Source organism: Flammeovirga sp. OC4 (assembly GCF_000812565.1).
Taxonomy (GTDB): domain Bacteria; phylum Bacteroidota; class Bacteroidia; order Cytophagales; family Flammeovirgaceae; genus Flammeovirga.
The window spans coordinates 232,091-251,120 of sequence record NZ_JTAM01000003.1 but is presented as its reverse complement, the minus strand read 5'-3'; the positions used below and the strand labels follow the sequence as shown (position 1 = coordinate 251,120).

At 34.1% G+C, this 19,030-nt stretch carries 15 protein-coding genes; 7 read left to right on the top strand and 8 right to left on the bottom strand.

The window, feature by feature from the left end; genetic code table 11:
• Positions 1 to 26 precede the first annotated feature (26 nt).
• Positions 27 to 1,847: a glycosyltransferase gene (locus PL77_RS04015; RefSeq protein WP_044202033.1), complete on the bottom strand. Its 1,821-nt coding sequence runs from the start codon at positions 1,845 to 1,847 to the stop codon at positions 27 to 29.
• A gap of 243 nt (positions 1,848 to 2,090) precedes the next feature.
• Here PL77_RS04015 and PL77_RS04010 point away from each other — a divergent pair, with 243 nt between their 5' ends.
• From PL77_RS04010 to PL77_RS03995, 4 genes are all read left to right on the top strand, one after another.
• On the top strand, positions 2,091 to 2,483 hold the full coding sequence (locus PL77_RS04010) for a CesT family type III secretion system chaperone (RefSeq protein ID WP_044202030.1): 393 nt from the start codon (positions 2,091 to 2,093) through the stop codon (positions 2,481 to 2,483).
• A 10-nt stretch (positions 2,484 to 2,493) separates the two neighbouring features.
• Positions 2,494 to 3,303, top strand: a complete 810-nt coding sequence (locus PL77_RS04005) for a PspA/IM30 family protein (RefSeq protein WP_044202028.1) — start codon at positions 2,494 to 2,496, stop codon at positions 3,301 to 3,303.
• Between the two features lie 300 nt (positions 3,304 to 3,603).
• On the top strand, positions 3,604 to 4,308 hold the full coding sequence (locus PL77_RS04000) for an SPOR domain-containing protein (RefSeq protein WP_044202025.1): 705 nt from the start codon (positions 3,604 to 3,606) through the stop codon (positions 4,306 to 4,308).
• Positions 4,309 to 4,501: 193 nt separating this feature from the next.
• On the top strand, positions 4,502 to 5,428 hold the full coding sequence (locus PL77_RS03995; protein WP_044202022.1) for a hypothetical protein: 927 nt from the start codon (positions 4,502 to 4,504) through the stop codon (positions 5,426 to 5,428).
• Positions 5,429 to 5,537: 109 nt separating this feature from the next.
• On the opposite strand, the gene PL77_RS03990 is transcribed toward PL77_RS03995, so the two are convergent.
• Both PL77_RS03990 and PL77_RS03985 read right to left on the bottom strand, forming a co-directional pair.
• Positions 5,538 to 6,476, bottom strand: coding sequence for a DMT family transporter (locus PL77_RS03990; RefSeq protein ID WP_044202019.1), 939 nt, complete (start codon positions 6,474 to 6,476; stop codon positions 5,538 to 5,540).
• Between the two features lie 242 nt (positions 6,477 to 6,718).
• On the bottom strand, positions 6,719 to 7,357 hold the full coding sequence (locus PL77_RS03985) for a DUF1684 domain-containing protein (RefSeq protein ID WP_052444147.1): 639 nt from the start codon (positions 7,355 to 7,357) through the stop codon (positions 6,719 to 6,721).
• Positions 7,358 to 7,497: 140 nt separating this feature from the next.
• On the opposite strand from PL77_RS03985, the gene PL77_RS03980 reads away from it, so the two are divergent.
• A complete protein-coding gene (locus PL77_RS03980; RefSeq protein WP_044202017.1) occupies positions 7,498 to 7,866 on the top strand; it encodes an HIRAN domain-containing protein in 369 nt (122 codons plus the stop codon).
• A gap of 28 nt (positions 7,867 to 7,894) precedes the next feature.
• On the opposite strand, the gene PL77_RS03975 is transcribed toward PL77_RS03980, so the two are convergent.
• Positions 7,895 to 10,369 (bottom strand): type ISP restriction/modification enzyme, encoded by a 2,475-nt coding sequence (locus tag PL77_RS03975; RefSeq protein WP_044202014.1) that lies wholly within the window; start codon positions 10,367 to 10,369, stop codon positions 7,895 to 7,897.
• Positions 10,370 to 10,673: 304 nt separating this feature from the next.
• Here PL77_RS03975 and polA point away from each other — a divergent pair, with 304 nt between their 5' ends.
• Positions 10,674 to 13,475 (top strand): DNA polymerase I, encoded by a 2,802-nt coding sequence (polA, locus tag PL77_RS03970; protein ID WP_044202011.1) that lies wholly within the window; start codon positions 10,674 to 10,676, stop codon positions 13,473 to 13,475.
• A 4-nt stretch (positions 13,476 to 13,479) separates the two neighbouring features.
• A complete protein-coding gene (locus PL77_RS03965; RefSeq protein ID WP_044202009.1) occupies positions 13,480 to 14,358 on the top strand; it encodes a geranylgeranylglycerol-phosphate geranylgeranyltransferase in 879 nt (292 codons plus the stop codon).
• 171 nt (positions 14,359 to 14,529) lie between these two features.
• Here PL77_RS03965 and PL77_RS03960 read toward each other — a convergent pair whose 3' ends face one another.
• The 4 genes from PL77_RS03960 to PL77_RS03945 all read right to left on the bottom strand — a co-directional run bounded on the left by PL77_RS03960 (position 14,530) and on the right by PL77_RS03945 (position 18,830).
• A complete protein-coding gene (locus tag PL77_RS03960) occupies positions 14,530 to 15,333 on the bottom strand; it encodes a DUF1338 domain-containing protein (RefSeq protein WP_044202006.1) in 804 nt (267 codons plus the stop codon).
• Positions 15,334 to 15,525: 192 nt separating this feature from the next.
• Positions 15,526 to 16,941, bottom strand: a complete 1,416-nt coding sequence (locus tag PL77_RS03955; RefSeq protein WP_044202003.1) for a hypothetical protein — start codon at positions 16,939 to 16,941, stop codon at positions 15,526 to 15,528.
• Between the two features lie 110 nt (positions 16,942 to 17,051).
• The gene (gene rbfA / locus PL77_RS03950) at positions 17,052 to 17,444 is read right to left on the bottom strand and encodes a 30S ribosome-binding factor RbfA (RefSeq protein WP_044202000.1); all 393 of its coding nucleotides are present in this window, start codon (positions 17,442 to 17,444) and stop codon (positions 17,052 to 17,054) included.
• A gap of 126 nt (positions 17,445 to 17,570) precedes the next feature.
• Positions 17,571 to 18,830 (bottom strand): DUF3137 domain-containing protein, encoded by a 1,260-nt coding sequence (locus PL77_RS03945; RefSeq protein ID WP_044201997.1) that lies wholly within the window; start codon positions 18,828 to 18,830, stop codon positions 17,571 to 17,573.
• Between the last annotated feature and the right edge of the window lie 200 nt (positions 18,831 to 19,030).

Genomic DNA, 19,030 nt, shown 5'->3' with positions numbered 1-19,030 from the left:
ATTTCAATTACCCTAATGGGTAAGTATTAACGCTCTAGTGAGATTTGGTACGCTTTAATATAATAATCATATAAAGCATCCCAGTCAAAGTGAATAGAACCTTGCTCTACCGCACTTCTTTGAGAGATTCGATCTCTTCTTTCAGTCGTCACGAAATCATACATAAAGTTGGCTAATTCTTCTGCAGAGTGAGAGTAGTCACTATGCTTTCTATGAATTACTTCAATACCTTCAACTCGTGTTCTCTTAAGATCATTGATGACGAAATCACCAAAACCTGCCAAATCAGAAGTAACAGCAGGAATACCTCTAGCTACACATTCCATTGGAGTATAACCCCAAGGCTCATAGTAAGAAGGGAAAACCCCAAGGTGACATCCTCTTACGAAATCATCATAATCAATACCAAAAAGAGGGTTCATTGAAGAAACAAAATCTGGATGGTACACTAACTTCACTCTATCCCCCTCAAAGTTTAATAATCCAGAAGAACGAGCAAAGTTTAAGATGTCGTCTTTACTGTCATCCTGTAGGTTATGAGTAGTAAGGAAAGGTAAACGATCCGTTTTCCAAGATTGTACAGTTCTTCTTAATTGAAGTCTTAAACTTTCTGGAATTAGGTCCTCAATAGAAGGAGTAGAATAAGTATCTCCTTTAGAAGCCATATAGAATAATCTTTCCCCTACAGATCGCTCCATAGCATCACAGATTTTTCTGATTTCACCTAATACCGCTCTTGACTCTAGCTCTTGAGGGTTTATGGAGTTGTATTCTTTCTTAGTGATAAAGAAAGTAACAACCGTTTTATTGATATTGTTAACACGAAGTTTATGGTTTAGACGAGCCAAAGCTTCAAGCGTTAAATCAAAACCTTTATTTTTAAATTCGTATCTACCCGAAGTAAAGAAGTATAAAGTATTATCAAGATCAAAAGAGTAAGATTGGAAGAAGTGTCCCATCACAAACTCATGTATCTTTTCTTTATAAATCTGATGAAGGTTTTGCGACTCATGTAATGCCTCAAAACGGTTGACATTGATGCCATTAGGAACAATAGCGTCAGTGTCTCTACCTAATAGGTATTTACATTCAACGGCTGTCAATCTACTTACCGTTGTGAAAGTGTGTGCACCATGTGCAGCAGCCCTTTCAATGGCAACTTGAGGAAGAATATTGAAGTGAGTAGCTTCTTTCTCCCAGTCGTAGATCCCTTTTTCTAAGTTGTCATAGAATCCAGGGTCGTTCATTGCTAAGTATCTACCAAGTAAAGTAGCGTGAGTGGTAAATACACATTTGATGTCTAAGTTTCTTCTTCTGATTTCTGGAATCGGAATACCTGCCATCCATTCGTGCATGTGTGCAATCACCTTTTGTTGATGCTGGTTTTGATCATGTAGTTCTTGGAAGAAGTCAGTAATTTGGCTTGCCAACATGATTGTTTGATCGAAGAGATCATCTCCGTCAAAAGAAGGGATATTATGGCTTTCCCAATTTGATTTTTTTATGTCAGTAAGTTTCCAAGCTTCATTGTAGGGATTAAAAAGTACCACTCTTGGGCGTCCCGAAACTAACCATCTTCCATAATTTACTTCATATCCACGAGCTCTTAGTGAACGTACGGTTCTAGAAACTAAGTCATTGCCCTCATCAGAAATTGGTTCAAAAATCGCAGATACATTGCTATTGACATAAGGACCTATCAAACAATAGTTATCATCTCCAAAAGAAGAGAGAACGTTTAATATTTTTGACTTGATTACTGTATAGATCCCACCTACTTGGTTACACACTTCCCAAGCTCCTTCAATTAAAAGGGGGGAGTCTTTAAGATGATTATTTTTTGGCATATAGAATTTGGTAGTTTATTTTATCATTGAAATTTGCTTCAACCGATTGCATCAAATATACTATACCTTTTCCTAAAAGTTTTTCATTCTTCGATAAAAAATATCCAAAAAAATATTTTTTTAGTGATAACGTGCTTTTTGTACCTCAAATTTTATTAAATATTAATTATTTTAGCTCCTTTTGGTATCCAATTTCTAGTTATATTCGTATTATCAGATATTAATAAATTAAATTACTATACAATGAGTTACTTTGAAAAAGTAAAGGGCTATTTGCTAAACCTCGGATATGATATTAAAAGTGAGGACCTTGAGGAAGAACTTTTTATCATTTCAGATGAGGAAGAAGGATTAATCAATGTAATTGTTGATTGTGAAGATCCTATTTTGATAGTCGAAATGCACATTTTTGATATTACTAATGATAATCCAGAATTCTACAGAACCTTATTAGAGAAAAACAGAAGTTCTGTTCATGGAGCTTTTGTAATTGATGCCGAAGGTAACAGAGTTCTATTTAGAGATACCCTTGAGCTTGAAAACTTAGATGAAAATGAAATTGAAGGAACACTGAATGCATTCAAATTGATGATCAGTGAAAACTTTGACTTATTATTAAATTACGCACAAAACTAAACAAAAATATATGTCATTCTTTAAGAGAATATTTGGTTGGATGTCAGCAGAAACAAATGCTGCCTTAGATAGTTTGGAGGATCCTATAAAAATGACGGATCAGGGGATACGTGAATTAAAAGGAGATTTAGATAAAAGTTTGCAGGGATTAGCTCAAGTAAAAGCAATCTCTATTAGAACAAGAAAAGAATACGAACAACATAAACAAGCGGCTGCTGATTGGGAAAGAAAAGCAGTTCTTTTATTACAAAAAGCGAGTGCTGGACAATTAGATACAGCTGAAGCGGATCGTTTAGCTACTGAGGCTTTAAATAAAAAAGAACAAGCGGTTGCCGCTGCTCAGACGCATGAGAAAATGGTCACTCAAAATGAGGCTCAAGTGACGAAAATGGAACAAAATGTTCAACGCTTGAAATCTCAAATTTCTCAGTGGGAAAATGAAGCGAAGACATTAAAAGCGAGAGCTAAAGTGAGTGAAGCGTCTTCTAAAATCAACAAACAGTTAGCGAGTATTGACTCAACTAGTACTGTGGCGATGTTGGAAAGAATGAAGAACAAGGTAGAAGAGCAAGAAGCATTAGCGGAATCTTATGGAGATATTGCAGATGCAAGTGTTTCTGTTGATGAGGAAATAAATAAGGCAATTGGCCCTGGAAGTGGCACTTCTTCATTAGCCTTAGAACAGTTAAAGGAAAAGATGAGGTTAGGTGCTGGAGAAGCATCTTCTAATACTACAGAAAATACATCAGCAGATCCTGCTGCTCCACAAGAAGAGTCTGAATTAGATAAGCTCAAAAATCAATTGAAGAACAATCAATAAAATTGATTTCTTCATCTTTGTAGTACAAATATTCTAACTCATTTTATAATACAGGTTTTACTTGAAATAGTTATACTTTGTGTTGTAGGATGAGTTTTTTTTATGTCTCACTAATTATTTTTTAGACTAAAAATGGAATTCTAAGCACTATTGATTAGCTTTATATTAAGAATTAGAATTGTATCACAACTATTAGACTCTGATTAGTCCTTTTCGACTGATTTTTTTATTGATACTGTAATACAATTGAAAGATAATTTTAATTACAATTTTATTCTCCTGAAACGATCCTTGGATACAATGAAAAATCAAATTTTACCTATTGCAGTTATTATTTTTTCATTCATGTTAGCACCAGATTCTTTTGCTCAAAGTAAGAAAAAGTTGAAGCAAATGAATGCTCAGTTAACCACTGAAAATACTGAATTAAGAAAAAGCAAAACAGAATTAGAGAAGAAATCGAATTCATTGAAAACAATGAATGAGCAAATGAAGTATGAGGTAGAAGGTTTAAAAGCTGATATTAATTCACTTCAACAAAAGAATGAGGCATTGCAAAGTGAGGTAAATGCTCTATCTGAATCTAATGAGGCGTATGAAGAAAAAATGGCTATGTATGCAAAATCTGGAAGTGGTGGAAATGTAGCTACTGCAGGAAACAACATGCCGGCAAATTCTTCACAATGTTCAAGTCGTCAAGGTAAATTACAAAACAACCGTACTTACTTTGTAGATTTAAGCAGTCAAATCATCTCTCATGGTTGGGGTGTTCAGGTTTACTCAACTGCAGATTTATGTGATGCTCAAGGATACGCAGAAAAGTTTGAAGCACACTACAAAATGTGGAAAACTTATGTGAAAGTTACTGAGCAAAATGGTCAACAAGTATACAGTGTTGTATATGGTTCATTGAAGTATCAAGATCAAGCGAAAGTGTATTTAGAGAACTTCAAGAAAATTGGTAGAAACCAAGATGAGCAAAATGCAACTTTAGTACAACACTAAGAAAATATTCTCTTATAATATGGAAAGGAGGCGTTCGTCTCCTTTTTTTTTAAATCTATGGTATTAAAACTCTTCTATTTTTTTATAATTACATTTTGAGAAAAGACTATGACCAAGATTATCTGTAATAATAAATGAATGGAATATTTATTGCATCTAATCCTAATACTAAAATTAAATTTTTGAAGAAGAAGTGAAAAATCCTACTGTTGCATATACATGGAGAAAAGTGATTCGTTGGTTTTACGTCTACTTTGTGGCCTGTTTCTTAATTGCAGTGGGTAACTTTAGTTCCTTTAGGCAAATTGAAGATCATGATGCTGTATTAGAAAAAGTACTTGATATTCGTCAGAAATCAATGCGAATGACACTAGCAGCACAAGAGTTCTTGTCTTATGAAGCACACTATGAAGACTTCCATAAGTCAAGAGAAGCGACTCCAATTATGAAGGAATACCATAAGATTGATAAAAATTTAGAACTATATATCTCCTCAATTCTTACTTCAAACTCCTCTTGGAAGGTGGAATATGAAACTGATCTTGATTCATTTTTTAAACTACTTAAAACTCACCGTAAGACTTTTTCTAAGATCATAACACAGCTCAAGTATAGAGGTTCTCAAAATTCAGGAATGATTGGAGACCTTCAAAAGAGAACAAGAGCTTTAGCTACTGACCCTTATATTAATATCGTTTCTTTAGAAAGAATGAAGCTTCTGGAGAAAAGTTACTTGCTTTCTGCCGATACGTCTGACTTTTACAAAATCAGAGAGCTGAACCATCAAATGCAAAAGGATATCAAAAATATTCCTATGGCAGAAAACCACAGGTATACATTGTTGAATAATTTAAAACGATACAATTCAACACTTTTGAAAATCGTAAATGTAGATTTAACAATTGGTTTTAGAGGGGATAAAGGACTTACCCTAAACCTTCAGAAAAATACGGAAGATATCATTAACCTTTCCCAAAAAATGTACAATGAAGCCAAGAAAGAAAAAGATGATTGGCTGTCGTATAGTAGGTGGTTGTCCGTGATATTTGGAACGCTTTCTATTAGTGTTCTTTTAGTACTCAGTCTTACTTCCCACGAGCTACTAGGTAAGATGAAGTAGTTCACTTCAATGTATTATATCCCTTTATAGATAAGTTGGTCTTACCGCTCTAATCGCTCAAAGAGTAGAGATGCTTTAATAGAAGTATTTCTTTGAACAGCACAAGAACTTAAGAACGACTAGGTTCTACCTTGTTTAGTTTAAATATGAATTTGGCCAATGGCATAGCCAAAATAGCAAATGCTATAATAAATGCCCCTCCATAAAAATAAAGGTCCATAATTTCACTTTCCCCAAAAAAGAAATAGGCAATAACACCACCATATATTGGTGCCAAATTGTTGGCTAATGATATACTAAATGGGGTGATTTTTTTCATCACTTTTACAATAGAAGAATAGGCTACAATAGAAAATACAATAGCCAGTACGATGATTAATATAATATCGGTAGGAGTAGGTATTGAAAAACTACCTTGTTTAATGAATTTGAGGTAGTATGGAAGTACTGCTGCTGTAGCTAAAAATGCTCCAAGCATCTGATAGAAAGTAATGACTAAATAATGATACTTGCGAGAGGATTTAGAGGTAAGTATAGTGACTAATGCCGCAAAGAATGCCGCTAATATTGCCGTAAACATACCTTCACTATAAGCAAAACTAGAACTGAAAATCATATAAACTCCAAATAAAGCTGACAATCCAGTCATTAGCTCATTAAATGTAGGTCTTTTCTTAGAAAATATGGGATAGACAAAGCTTACCCATACTGGTGTAGTAGCCATTCCTACTAATGTAACCGAAGTATTTGATGTTTTGGCAGCAATAACAAATAGCACCCAATAAATGGAGGTGAGCATTCCGGTAAATACTAATAAGAGCACATGCGAAGTCTTAACCTTTAATGATATTTTCTTTATTGAAAGAAAGATAAAGATCATGACAAAAGCAGTCATTGTTCTTAAGAAAACAATTTCTACTGAAGAAAGCGATATATAGATATTAATAATTGGAATTGTACTTGAACACAAAATCCAAAAGTGCAACTCAATATAAGCACGCTTATTATCAGTGGTTGCGAGTTTATTAATAATTTTATCAAATGACATCGAGCAATAAAAAAATGTAATGTGTTAAGAACCGAATAAAAACAATCAAGGAAAAATGAGAAGGAGTTGAAGCGTTGGTAAAATACTTAATTACAAACTTCTAGTTCTTTCATCTCCATTTACTTTTGCCGTAATACTCAACTTCCAAATTACCATTAATTTTTAACTATCCCTAATCAGGTAAGTAGGATTGAAATGAATACCTTTTAAAAGTACTATTAATGATGTATATCGTGAATTTGTTATAGATGATATTTTTTCTCTCCTGCATTAATTTCAACTGACATTTGATTCTCTAAAGGAGGTAGAGGACAGTCGTAATTATCATTGTATGCACAATAGGGGTTGTATGCTTTATTGAAGTCTATAACAGTCTGCATAGCTCCTTTTTTTAAACCACGTAGCTCAATATAACGCCCGGCTCCATAGGTAGTATTTCCGGAGGTTTGATCTCTGAAAAGCACCATTGTTAAACCTTTTGTCAACGGATTAGGTAAGGCATTTTGAAGTAGCACCAGTTTTTGTTCTTGATTATCAATTTTGAAACTAGCCCATGCTACTTTTTTATAAGTTCGAGGGTCTCCGTTTGTAGAGGCTATTTTTATTGATTCTGGTTTATCTGCCCATTCTAGCTTGGCGTTAACGATATATTGTTTGTCTGGAGTGAAATAATTTAGTGAATTAAAGGTCTTTATTTCTTCTTTTTTTAATGGAGAAGTTTTTTCATCCTTAAATTCCTCATTTTTTTCTGCTCTTTCAATATTCACTTTTTCAAGATATTTTCCTTGGTCCAAATTAGAGTTGGAAGATAAGTAAGTATAGGTAATGACCACTGCTATTAGGGCAAATAGTGCAATTTTAATGATTTGAGACAGTTTCATAATGATATATTGAGACCTAAATTAATGATTTTAAATATATGATTTTTTTAAGATAAAATAAAACCTAGCTTAGTTTTATAGGAATATTATTATAAAATATTGTATATTGCTAATAATTACCAAAATATAATAATGATTCTATGGTTAAACCTTTTACTCACAGCAAAGAAAAAGATTTACTATCTAATCTAAGTAAGACACTTCTGTTTGAAGGCTATGTTGCAGGATTCCAATACTATTCAAATAAAGATACAGAATGGGGAATAATGCGACAACCAATCAAATTGGTGAGAAATTCTGCTAACGAGTATGATGAATTTGCAACTGCCGTTTTTGCAGGTGACACCATGATTGGTTACGTTCCTAGAGAAGTAAGTAAATCAATTGCTGAAAAATTGGAAAGTGACGAAGTGATAGAGGCTGAACTTGTAGAAGTTGATCCTTCCGCTACTGACCAAAAAAAAGTGCTCTTTCGAATTTGGAATTACAATTACGAAGAGACTGCCTAGATACTATTGAAAATAATTCATGTTACCGTTAATTTCTACGTTTTAATCTAAACTTTTGCCCCGTATTCTCAAATAAATGATCCGGGAGAGTATTTTTCACTTTCAGATAAAACTGAGCTTGAAATTGAATACTTTTAAGTAATTCTAATCTATTGATTACCGCTATTTCAGATCTATAGTATTTTTGCAAATCTTTATTCAAAGGTTTTCTTTCTCTATACTCTTGAAGTATAAGTTGGAAAACCTTTTGTTTATCCCACTCACCTGTTTTCTGATCTTCTTCAAGCCCACTAATTTTCTGACTGCCGTTAATTAAAATATCCGTTTCGTCATTTTCTTCTAATACTTCTGCAAAAGTAAAGTGAATGTCCTCAATGTTAGAAGTACCTGATTGGAATACTTCTTTCCCCATTTTCGTCCATGCCCAGAAATCATTTAATAATGGTATTCTAGGTGGCAATGCTTTCAATTCTTTTTCAAAGTCATTTTGATAAAGAGGATGATTGAGAATGGCAAAACAATAATAGAAGATGTTCTCTTTCGTTAAAGCTTTCACTTTTTGTTCATTTTCAATTTTACCTTTTTCTAACTCACCGATCGTACCAATGATTTTTTGAGAAGATTTATTGATTTCTTGGATCATCACTTTTTTCTCTGTTGACCCTCTAAAGAGCTGATGCATCTTTTGTGTCAATTGATGTAAAAGCTTTGTAACGTCGTCTAAGCTACTTTCTTTCTCTTGCGTCAAGTTAGAAAGTTGTTTGGTGAATTTATGAAGTACAGGAAGCCTATTGGTGTATCGTTCAATACTTTTGATTTCACGCTCCAATAGGTCTTGAATAGAACCGACAGAATTATTAAGCTCTACTTTAGGAAGCCTTGAAACATAATATTGTTTAAAGCGATCCAATGCCCAATCACTGATATTACTGCTGTAAGAATGGTCTTCTTTATAGATGTTCAACGGTAATATTGTTGCAAACTGATTTCTACTATAGTAGGTAGAAAGTAATGCCTGATTACTTGGTGTCACTTCTAAGCCTAAATCTTTATGCATAGAAAGGGCAAAAGTAGGGTTCTCGATTTGAAAACCATGATGTTGTAATGTATTCCAGTTCTCGGTGTCTCTTTTAGAAACATAAGCCCATTTCTTCAAAAACGGCTTGACATAAATTCGACTTAACTGAGCATCAGTAACAACAGTATCTTCATCCAAACCAAGTGTCTCTTTTTTCTTTTGGTTTTTATAATAAAGATTGACTTTATCAATCAATTGTTTTTTGTTGAAATCAGTATGCCAAGATTTATTTTTAAGGTTTAATGTAGGAAGAGTTTGATTGAAAATACTCTTTTCTTTATCGGAAATTAGGCATAGGAAGTTCTTATATTCATCAGAAGAAAGTGTAATCCAATCATCTGAATCTTCATGAACTTGAGCAAAATCTTCTAAATAACTTGGGGCGTAAAAAACACCTTCTTTTTCTTCTTCTTTACTGAAAATAAAACAGTATACTACTTGTGATGAATACTGTTGAGCTTGAATATAGATTCTTTGGCAAATCTTCGAAACCGTATTTCTCCAATTTTTATATTCAGGTGCCGCAGCAAGAGAATGATCTCCTCTAATTACTAATATACCGTTGTTACCTAGCCTTTCCTTAGCCCATAAAAACCAATAGGATACGGGGTTTCTGAAAGAATCATTTTTGAAAGTCTTCTTTACCTTATTGACCCAATCTTTATGTGCCGTTCTATTGCCCAATGACATCTGTTGAATCGTACCAAAGACAATTTGAACTGGATCTCTGTTCAAGTTGATGAGTTTATTGAGATTACTATCATCTTCAACGAAGTCTAAATGCTTTTGTCCTTGAGGTTTTATGTTGACAAAACATAAACTGTTACCAAAAGAACGAGTACTTGCTGGGATTATAATAGCACTCCAATAATAAGCCAGTAAATCATAACAGACTATAGTATTGGATTTTGCTTCAATATCTAAGAACGGAGGCAATGTAAAAGAAGGGTAGAGGTACTGAGCATTTGTTCCTGAATTATTCAAATGCTTTTTCATCAGTGATCGAAACATTCCCAAAAAGTAATTAGGTAAAGGTTCGCCTTCCTCTCTTCCCATCAATGTGGTAAAGAGGGCTTCTTTGTTATCTTGTTCTAATGAAAGCTGATCAATATTTTCAGCAACGGTTTGATAGCTTTTTTGAAGTAACTCTTCATCAATAGTTTGTGAAGTTAAACCTTCAAAAGCTTGATATATTGAATCCTCAAAAAGGCCTTTTTGACTTTCTTTATCGATTAAAATAGAGACGATATGTTTGCTTACAATATGCTCACTTATAAATCTCAAAAGGTCTTCTACCTCAAAAGTGGGATAGAAAGATTTCTTAAAGACCTTGATTAATTCAGTACTATTTTCTTGAATTAATGATTTATAATTTCCAGCATATAATAGTTGCTGTTGTAAGTGCTGTATCGCTTCTCCTACCAAACCTCTTTACTTTTTTAAGTTCAAACTAGAACAGATGAATCAAAATTTCCCAAGGGATACTGAATCACCCTTTTCTAAAATCAAAAAATAGATTTTGATTCGCCATCTGCTTCAAATTGTCAATTGAATTGCAAATATTATTGCAAACGTACAACAAGAATATAAATCTTCGAAATCCGATTAGTATATTCGTACAAAAATTAAGATATAACTGCAAAATCACGAATAGTTTGTAAGATCGGAGATTGATTTCGTGATTTTAAAATTAGAAACTGTATAGAGCGTCTTTTAGACCAACTAAATTATGAAGAAATTATTTCTGCTTGACGGCATGGCCCTTATTTTTCGTGCCCATTTTGCCCTAATACGTAATCCGCGTATCAATTCTAAAGGAGTAAATACGAGTGCCCCAATGGGTTTTGTTAACTCATTATTGGAGATACTTAAGAAGCAGAATCCTACACATATTGGTGTTTCTTTTGATTTATCTGGCCCTACTTTTAGACATGAAATGTACAAAGAGTACAAAGCCAATAGACAAGAAACACCTGAAGATATTTCTATTGCAATTCCAATCGTCAAGAAAATCGTTGATGCTTTCAATATTCCAAGATTAGAAGTGGAAGGTTATGAGGCTGATGATGTGATTGGTACTTTGGCAAAAGAAGCTTCAAAACAAGGTTTTCAGACGTTTATGATGACGCCTGATAAAGATTATGCTCAATTAGTGGATGAGAATACTTTCTTATACCGACCTTCTACGAAGGGTGGAATTGAGATTTTAGGTGAAAAGGAAGTTTTAGAAAAGTTTGATCTGGATAGAATCGACCAAGTAATTGATCTTTTAGGTTTGCAAGGTGATGCTGTCGATAATATTCCAGGTATTCCGGGTGTTGGCCCTAAAACTGCTGTAAAATTATTGAAACAATACAGTACTGTAGAAGGCATTCTTGAGCATTCTTCGGAGTTAAAAGGAAAACTGAAGGAAAGAGTAGAAGGTAATAAAGAGCAAGCCATTCTTTCTAAAGAATTGGCGACCATTAAAATAGATGTACCGATTGCATTTGAAGAAGATAAACTTTTAGTGCAGGAACCTAATAAAGAGGAAATCATTAAGATTTTTAATGATCTTGAATTTAAGACCTTATTAGGAAGGTTATTCCCTGATGCAAAACCTGCTCCTGCTAAAAAAGTAGTGAAAGCAGGGGAGCAAGCTTCATTGTTCGGTGCTCCAACTTCATCTGCCTCAAAAGTTGAGACGGTAGAAGAGGTTGTTGAAGAAGAGGAGTTGAAAGGGCCTGATACCATTGGCTCATTGGACAAGAATTATAGAATGATTGATTCAGAGGAGCGTTATGCTGAATTGATCAATTACCTTTCAAAACAAAAGGAATTTGCCTTTGATACTGAAACATCTTCTTTAGATGCTTTGGAAGCTCAGCTTGTAGGAATGTCTTTTTCTGCTCAAAAAGATGAGGCTTACTATGTTCCTGTTCCATTGGAAAAAGAAGAAGCAGATAAAGTTTTAGCTCACTTTCAACCATTGTTTGAGAATAAAGGAATCTTGAAAATTGGTCAAAACTTGAAGTATGACCTTCAGGTGATGGATACGGCTGGTGTAAAAGTACAAGGCCCATTCTTTGATACAATGTTGGCGCATTACTTAATAGAGCCAGACAAACGTCATGGTATGGATAGCCTTTCTGAAACCTACTTGAATTATGTTCCGGTTTCGATCGAGACTGTATTAGGTAAAAAAGGGAAGAAGCAGAAAAATATGAAAGATTTGCCTGCTTCGGAAATTTATGAATATGCGTGTGAGGATGCTGATGTTACACTTCAGTTGAAAGAGAAATTCTTACCAATATTGGAAGAAAAAGGCTTGAAAGAGTTATTCGAAAACCTTGAAATGCCATTGTTGGAAACATTGAGAGAGATGGAAAAAGAAGGGGTGAATTTAGATGTGCCTTCTTTAGAACACTATTCTATTCAAATTGGTAAAGAAGTCGAGCAGTTAGAAAAAGATATTTATGCCTTGGCAGGTGAAGAGTTTACCATTTCATCTCCTAAACAATTAGGTGTGATTCTTTTTGAAAAAATGAAACTGGTTGATAAACCAAAAAAGACAAAAACGGGTCAATATGCTACAGGGGAAGAAATTCTTCAAGGTTTGAAGCAACATGAAATCGTTGAAAAGATTTTAGATTTCAGACAGTTAGCGAAGTTGAAGAGTACGTATGTAGATGCCCTTCCGAAGTTGATCAAGGCAGATGGAAGAGTGCATACTACTTACAATCAGGCAGTGGCGGCAACAGGCCGTTTAAGTTCTACAGACCCTAACTTGCAGAACATTCCGATTAAGACTTCAAGAGGTAGAGAGATCAGAAAGGCTTTTGTAGCGAGAGATGAAAACTACACATTTGTTGCAGCGGATTATTCTCAGGTAGAATTGAGAATTATGGCAGCGTTCAGTAAAGATGAAGAAATGCTCAATGCTTTCAAGGAAGGTAGAGACATTCACACTGCTACAGCTGCTAAAGTCTTCAAGGTAGATGAAAAAGACGTTGAACCGGAAATGAGAAGAAGAGCTAAAACGGCCAACTTCGGTATTATTTATGGCGTTTCAGCATTTGGTCTTTCTCAGCAATTGAATATCGCTAGAAGTGAGGCGAAGGAATTGATCGATAATTATTTTGTAGAGTTTCCTGCCATCAAGAAATACATGGACGATGTGATTGCGAAAGCAAGAGACAACGAATATGTAGAGACGTTGATGGGAAGAAGAAGATATTTAAGAGATATCAATTCACGTAATTTCACGGTGAGAGGAATGGCAGAACGAAATGCCATCAATGCACCAATTCAGGGTACTGCAGCGGATATCATCAAGAAAGCGATGATTGAAATTCAGGAATGGATGAATGCACAAGATTTGAAATCAAAAATGATCCTTCAGGTACATGATGAATTGATTTTTGATGTTCATAATGATGAATTAGAATTAATAACTTCCAAAATAAAGGATATGATGGAAAATGCATATGACATTGGAGTTCCTTTAGAAGTAGAAGTCGGTAAAGGTATAAATTGGTTAGAAGCCCATTAATATAATGAGTAAACCACAAACAGAACAAACTTTTTTTATCAACTTAAAAGACTTTTTGAGTCTTATAAGGGCCAATAACCTTCTCATCATATTGTTTACACAATGGATGGGAAGGATTTTCTTGGTAGGGCCAAGTGCCGACTGGAGATATCTTCTGCAAGATGTTTCCTTCTGGTTATTGACGCTTTCTACATTATTAATCGCCGCTTCGGGCTACATTATCAATGATTATTATGATATAAAAATTGATGCTGTCAATCGTCCAAACAAGCAAGTGATAGGTAAGTTAATGCGAAGGAGGGTTGCCATTTTTACACACACTGTATTTAATTTTCTAGGAATTGTAATTGGTTTTTCTTTATCGCTAGAAGTAGGAATAGTGTGTTTTATTGCCTCTTTTTGGCTTTGGCTTTATTCTAATGAATTAAAAAGAAGAGCTTTTATTGGTAATGTAAGTGTAGCGGCGATTACGGCTTTGTCTATCTTTTTGATCAACATTTATTTTGCCGAGCACAACCGAGCTGTATATGAATTTGGGATTTTCTCATTTTTCGTTTCCCTGATTCGTGAAATCATCAAAGACTTGGAGGATAAAGAAGGAGATGTAAAATTTGGTTGTCGAACATTGCCTATTATATGGGGAGATCAAAAAACCAAAAAGTTGATTTACCTTTTATTTGCGTTATTTATAGCCATATCATTTGTTATTGTGATGGAGATGGAAGAGCCTTATATTCAATACTATTTCTGTATTTTATCGCTTCCAGCATTTATGATGATTTACAAACTGATCAAGGCTGTTTCAAGTAAAGATTACGGAAAAATCAGTTCTTTTATAAAATACTATATGGTAGCCGGAATTTTAGGGATGTTCTTTATCTAAAATGATCATCATAAAATTCTCGCATTATACAAAAAGAAACCCTACAAACTGTAGGGTTTCTTTTTTACATTAAGTTCTAGATAATCCTGAATTGGTTAGAAAAAGGTGTTCGATCGTCGATGTATTCTATAACGTATAACTTTAGAAATGTTCATTTTTTTGATTGAGGTTTTATTTCGAAAGAGCAGTGTCTGTACTTTCAAATATTTTATCAGCTGATGATGCGATAAAACCTTCGAAAAGTTCCCCAGTGCTGTCTTCATATCTTTTCGCGAATTCATAATAACATGAAGGAACCTCGTATTCTCCTTCCTGGAATTGAATTTTAACTTTATCCGCAAGGATACTTGATTGTTCTAAAAGCTGTTCCTTGCTTCCTTTGATTTCACCACCCGAAGTATTCATTTGGAATCCATTGTCTTTCAAAAACTGATTCACATCTTCAAGGGTGTTGAAATGATCCAACTTGTTACAGTGAATAGTAAAATGATTGGCTCTAAAACCAAAGACATACATCCATGCTGCGTATTCAGATTCTTCAACAAGTCTCTCATATATTTTATAAGAAGGCTTTTCCCAAAGGCAACCACTCAAAAGTAATTGATCAATATCCATATGTTCCGTACCAGAAGTTGCAATGATAGAATCAGCTACATCTTGTAGAAATTCACTGCAAAGCTCTAATCTTAATTCCGAAATGAAGATTTTTGGAGCATCTTTATCAGTGCGATGCTGGAAATGGGCTGCTTTTAACTTTTTTGCTTCAAAAACATATTCCCCTTTTTTTTCATAACCAATACGAATAAATGGCTCTGAAAGTCGATCAACATTTACCTGTGGATGATTAAAAGTACGGATAGCAATATGATCATTTTCGATTGTTTCGCCTTTGTCCTCAAAAATGGACTGGATCTTAGCTGCAGAAGGGGTAATTTCCACATACTGATCCCAAAGCTTCTCAAGGATATTTTTCATGTGTTTAAATTGGTTGTGTTTGGTTTATTATAAATGTAAAAAATACGTTTATTGGTAGTGCAAATATACAAATGAAATTTTTTAGGCAAAGAAAAAAGTGAAAAATTTTATTTTCGTACTAATAAAAGGGTAGGAATGATGTCAAAATGAAAAGTATATAAAACTAAAAAACACCTAATATTTTAGATCTCTTTATTGCTTTACCTTCGAGAAAATGACTAATCCATTATCTAATACCACTTTTTCATATTTTTTCTGGATGATAGTGATATAATCTAAAAGTTTTTGCCCGTCACCATTTGTATCTACAATCACATCTGGCATATCTTTTTCAAAAGCGTTATAGATTGTTCTTATTTCGTCATAGTTGTCAATCTTTTTGAAAAACTGACGACTCACATTGTAGTTGAGGTAGGGAGTCGCTAAGTTGTGATCTTTGTAGTACTTATAATCTAGTCCGAAAACCAGCATTTTATCACCATATTTATTCAAGTCTGGAACTTCAATAGCCCACGCATTTTGATAAGGAGATTCTATTTTCTTTGGTAAAACATCAAATGCTGTACCGATCATAAGTGCTAGGAAAAGGAGGGAATAAGACCATAACGTGATTTCTGCCATCAGCCTTTTTCGAATGATCAATAACTGGTGAGCACTGAAAAAACTTAAAGCGGGTACATATAAGATCAATTGATAAGAAATAGTAAAAGAGGAGAAAACAATGCTTAAGGTAGCAGTGATTACCCAAATTAGCATTAATTGCTGTATGTTTTGTTGGGAGTTAATAAAGGCATTATAGCTGAATGTTTTGAACATTCCCATCAATAAAATAAAGGCAGGGATAACAGCAAGCATCAGCATTTGTTCCCAAGTCAATTGGAAATTGTGTTCAAGATCTGGTATTGCCAGTATGCATAAGTTGGCAAATTCTTCTAATCCATCTATATAATAGAGGTATACCAAATACCCTCCCCAAACGATTGTAAACCCTACAAAAGCTAAAAAAAGTCTATTGAATGAAGAGACTCTAAATGTAGCTAATGCGAAAATACCCATTAAAAGGAAAGAGAATGAAGGCATATAGGCCAAAGAAGCCAAACCAAAGAATATACCTGTATTCAAGATGCTTTGTTCCACATCTGTTCGCTCCATTCTCAGCAAATTTCGAAGACCAAACAATAAAAAGGTCAATGAAATGAGCGTTGGAGAAAGAGTCATAAAATCATAACTGATGTTGGAAAATAGAAGGTACATCAAGCCTGGTATAAACGTTTTTTGTTTGTAGGCTTCACTTCTATTCATCATTAGATTGAATAAATAGGATTGTATTAAGGTAAGGAATGCAGCAAAACCAAAAAATACAGCTTGAGAGGTGCCAAACCATGAGGCAATGACCCAATACACACCCGCTGAGAGTGGAGCTATATTATCCCAAACATCTACATACATACTATTTCCTTCTGCCAGCTTATCACCAAGTGTAAACCAATGTATCTCATCAGAAAGTAATGGAATATCACCCATCCAAATTGGAAGGCGAATGATGATCATAAGGAATAAAAGAATGATTAATCGTAAGGGATCGTTGATTTTAAAAAATGCCAGCATGTCCTGCTAAGTATATCCTATAAATTCAAAAAAGTGGAGGAGTTGTAATCGAATATTACAACAAAAAAAGCATGTCTGAACAGTGAAGCCGCTCAAACATGCTCTTCAAATTAACGTGTGTAGATATTGTCATCATCGTCATCTTCTTTTTCGTCAGGGATGTCGATGTTTTCAAATAACTTGTCAATTTTTTCTGCTTCTTCTGCAGTATTGTCATAGTAAAAACGTAATTCAGGAATTACTCTTGCTTGATGACGGATACGTTGTGCTAGAAGGTTACGGATTGATTTATTTTGCTCTTCAATCTCAACAATTTTTCCTTCAGGATCTTTTGTTAATAAAAAGCTTAAATACACTTTCGCTAAACCTAAGTCAGGAGAAATTTCAACATGCGTTACAGAGATAAAAGCACCTCCAAACATTGAAACAGAATTCTGTTGAAAAATTTCGCCTAGATCTTTTTGGATTAAACGAGAAAATTTATGTTGTCTTTTACTGTCCATTTTCCTTATGATCTAATATATTTTTGCAGCCTCATTTTCTAAGAAAGTAGGGTGAGAGGCTTAATTATACTTTCGTATGTTACAAATTTCGGAAAAAAATAAGAGATGCCATACTTTAAATGATGTTTAGTCATCTTCCTCTTCATAATAATCCTCATTTTCAAAGTCGTCTAAATCAAAATGAGGATTTTTACCATTACCATCAGCACCAAAAAGCTGTTCTTGTGATGCAGCAAAAGATTCATCCAGCTCATCTTCTTCAGAATTTTCTCCAAATTGTTCTTCCTCTTCTAAGAACGATTCGCTGTCATGCACAATAGCTTCTTCTTGTACAGGGGCATTTTCGTATACATGATCATCTTTGGTAGAATCCCCAAAGTTGTTATTAATCTGTGTTGGGGGAGCCTCTTCAGGAACAGGGTCATTGAGAGTTTGTGCAACGGTCAAGATCATTTCCATATCTCTGTAAAGTTCTTTCAGAATAAAAGACCTTTTTAATGAATGGGTGGTGTCTACTTTGAAAAGCTCTTTACGTACATCAAGAAAAACATAAAGTTTTCCCTCTTTCATTACACAATTGACTTTGGCTTTGAAGTGTTTCCTGATTTTATAAAGCCTCTTTATGAAGTCATCTTTTAAAGATTTTTCGGCATCGGCTCTATTCGTGGCATACACCTTAAAGAATTTTCTGAATTCAGGGTCCTTGATTGGTACATAAGTGCCATAGCGGTCATCTTTTTGTTCAATTAATCGTCCGGTATATCCCCAATTTTTCTGAATATGGTCTTCAAAAATATATATTTCGGTAGATGGCGGTTCGTCTAAATCAACAATCATAAAGAAACCATGAAACTCTTTTTTATACTTTTCTTTTTGTTGTTTTTTCTTATTGACATACCATTTATTATTAGGAGGGCGTAGGTGACTTACCATTACTTCTGACATCTGAAGAGAAGTGCCCTCTATTGATCCTTCAATGAGATCGTCTCCAACATAATCATCGGGAATAGTAGGGTTTACTCCACTTTCAATCCATTTTTTTAGAGGAATGAAATCTTGTGGAGAATACCTTAAGCTATTGTCCATAAAACGGATCATTTCTCTCACTACCACCTCTTTGTATTCTTCTTCAATGGTATCATCCTGAAAATTATTGTTGAAATAATTCATGGAGGTAAGAGGGGCAAAAATACACATGAAGTATACCCCATATTCATTGATTTGGTCCAGGTACAGAAGCATTAAAGAAAAGGAAATCATCAACATCGTTAAGCCGCCAAATTGAAGACGCTTATTGTGCATATAGTATCTTTTGTCTTCAATCTGATCTAACTGACCAGCAATATTTTCTTTAAAATGATCTTTAAATTCTTCGAATGACTTCATGAATGGGTACCTACGTTTTACCTAAATCCAATATGAAGATAGGGAGTAAAAAAGGATAAAAAAAGAAGTTTTGTACTCGTGCGAATTAATCTATTCTTGTTGAGAGTGATAATTGATTTAAGAACGAGCCTATAGGAGCTATAAATTTTGTAGATATAGACTCCATTTATTGCAATATTCATTATGAAATGAGATTTTTA

Excerpts from the sequence above, each read along its gene's own strand:
- PL77_RS04015 (WP_044202033.1), bottom strand. The coding sequence starts at position 1,847 with ATGCCAAAAAATAATCATCTTAAAGACTCCCCCCTTTTAATTGAAGGA.
- PL77_RS04010 (WP_044202030.1), top strand. The coding sequence starts at position 2,091 with ATGAGTTACTTTGAAAAAGTAAAGGGCTATTTGCTAAACCTCGGATAT.
- PL77_RS04005 (WP_044202028.1), top strand. The coding sequence starts at position 2,494 with ATGTCATTCTTTAAGAGAATATTTGGTTGGATGTCAGCAGAAACAAAT.
- PL77_RS04000 (WP_044202025.1), top strand. The coding sequence starts at position 3,604 with ATGAAAAATCAAATTTTACCTATTGCAGTTATTATTTTTTCATTCATG.
- PL77_RS03990 (WP_044202019.1), bottom strand. The coding sequence starts at position 6,476 with ATGTCATTTGATAAAATTATTAATAAACTCGCAACCACTGATAATAAG.
- PL77_RS03985 (WP_052444147.1), bottom strand. The coding sequence starts at position 7,357 with ATGAAACTGTCTCAAATCATTAAAATTGCACTATTTGCCCTAATAGCA.
- PL77_RS03980 (WP_044202017.1), top strand. The coding sequence starts at position 7,498 with ATGGTTAAACCTTTTACTCACAGCAAAGAAAAAGATTTACTATCTAAT.
- polA (WP_044202011.1), top strand. The coding sequence starts at position 10,674 with ATGAAGAAATTATTTCTGCTTGACGGCATGGCCCTTATTTTTCGTGCC.
- PL77_RS03965 (WP_044202009.1), top strand. The coding sequence starts at position 13,480 with ATGAGTAAACCACAAACAGAACAAACTTTTTTTATCAACTTAAAAGAC.
- PL77_RS03960 (WP_044202006.1), bottom strand. The coding sequence starts at position 15,333 with ATGAAAAATATCCTTGAGAAGCTTTGGGATCAGTATGTGGAAATTACC.
- PL77_RS03955 (WP_044202003.1), bottom strand. The coding sequence starts at position 16,941 with ATGCTGGCATTTTTTAAAATCAACGATCCCTTACGATTAATCATTCTT.
- rbfA (WP_044202000.1), bottom strand. The coding sequence starts at position 17,444 with ATGGACAGTAAAAGACAACATAAATTTTCTCGTTTAATCCAAAAAGAT.
- PL77_RS03945 (WP_044201997.1), bottom strand. The coding sequence starts at position 18,830 with ATGAAGTCATTCGAAGAATTTAAAGATCATTTTAAAGAAAATATTGCT.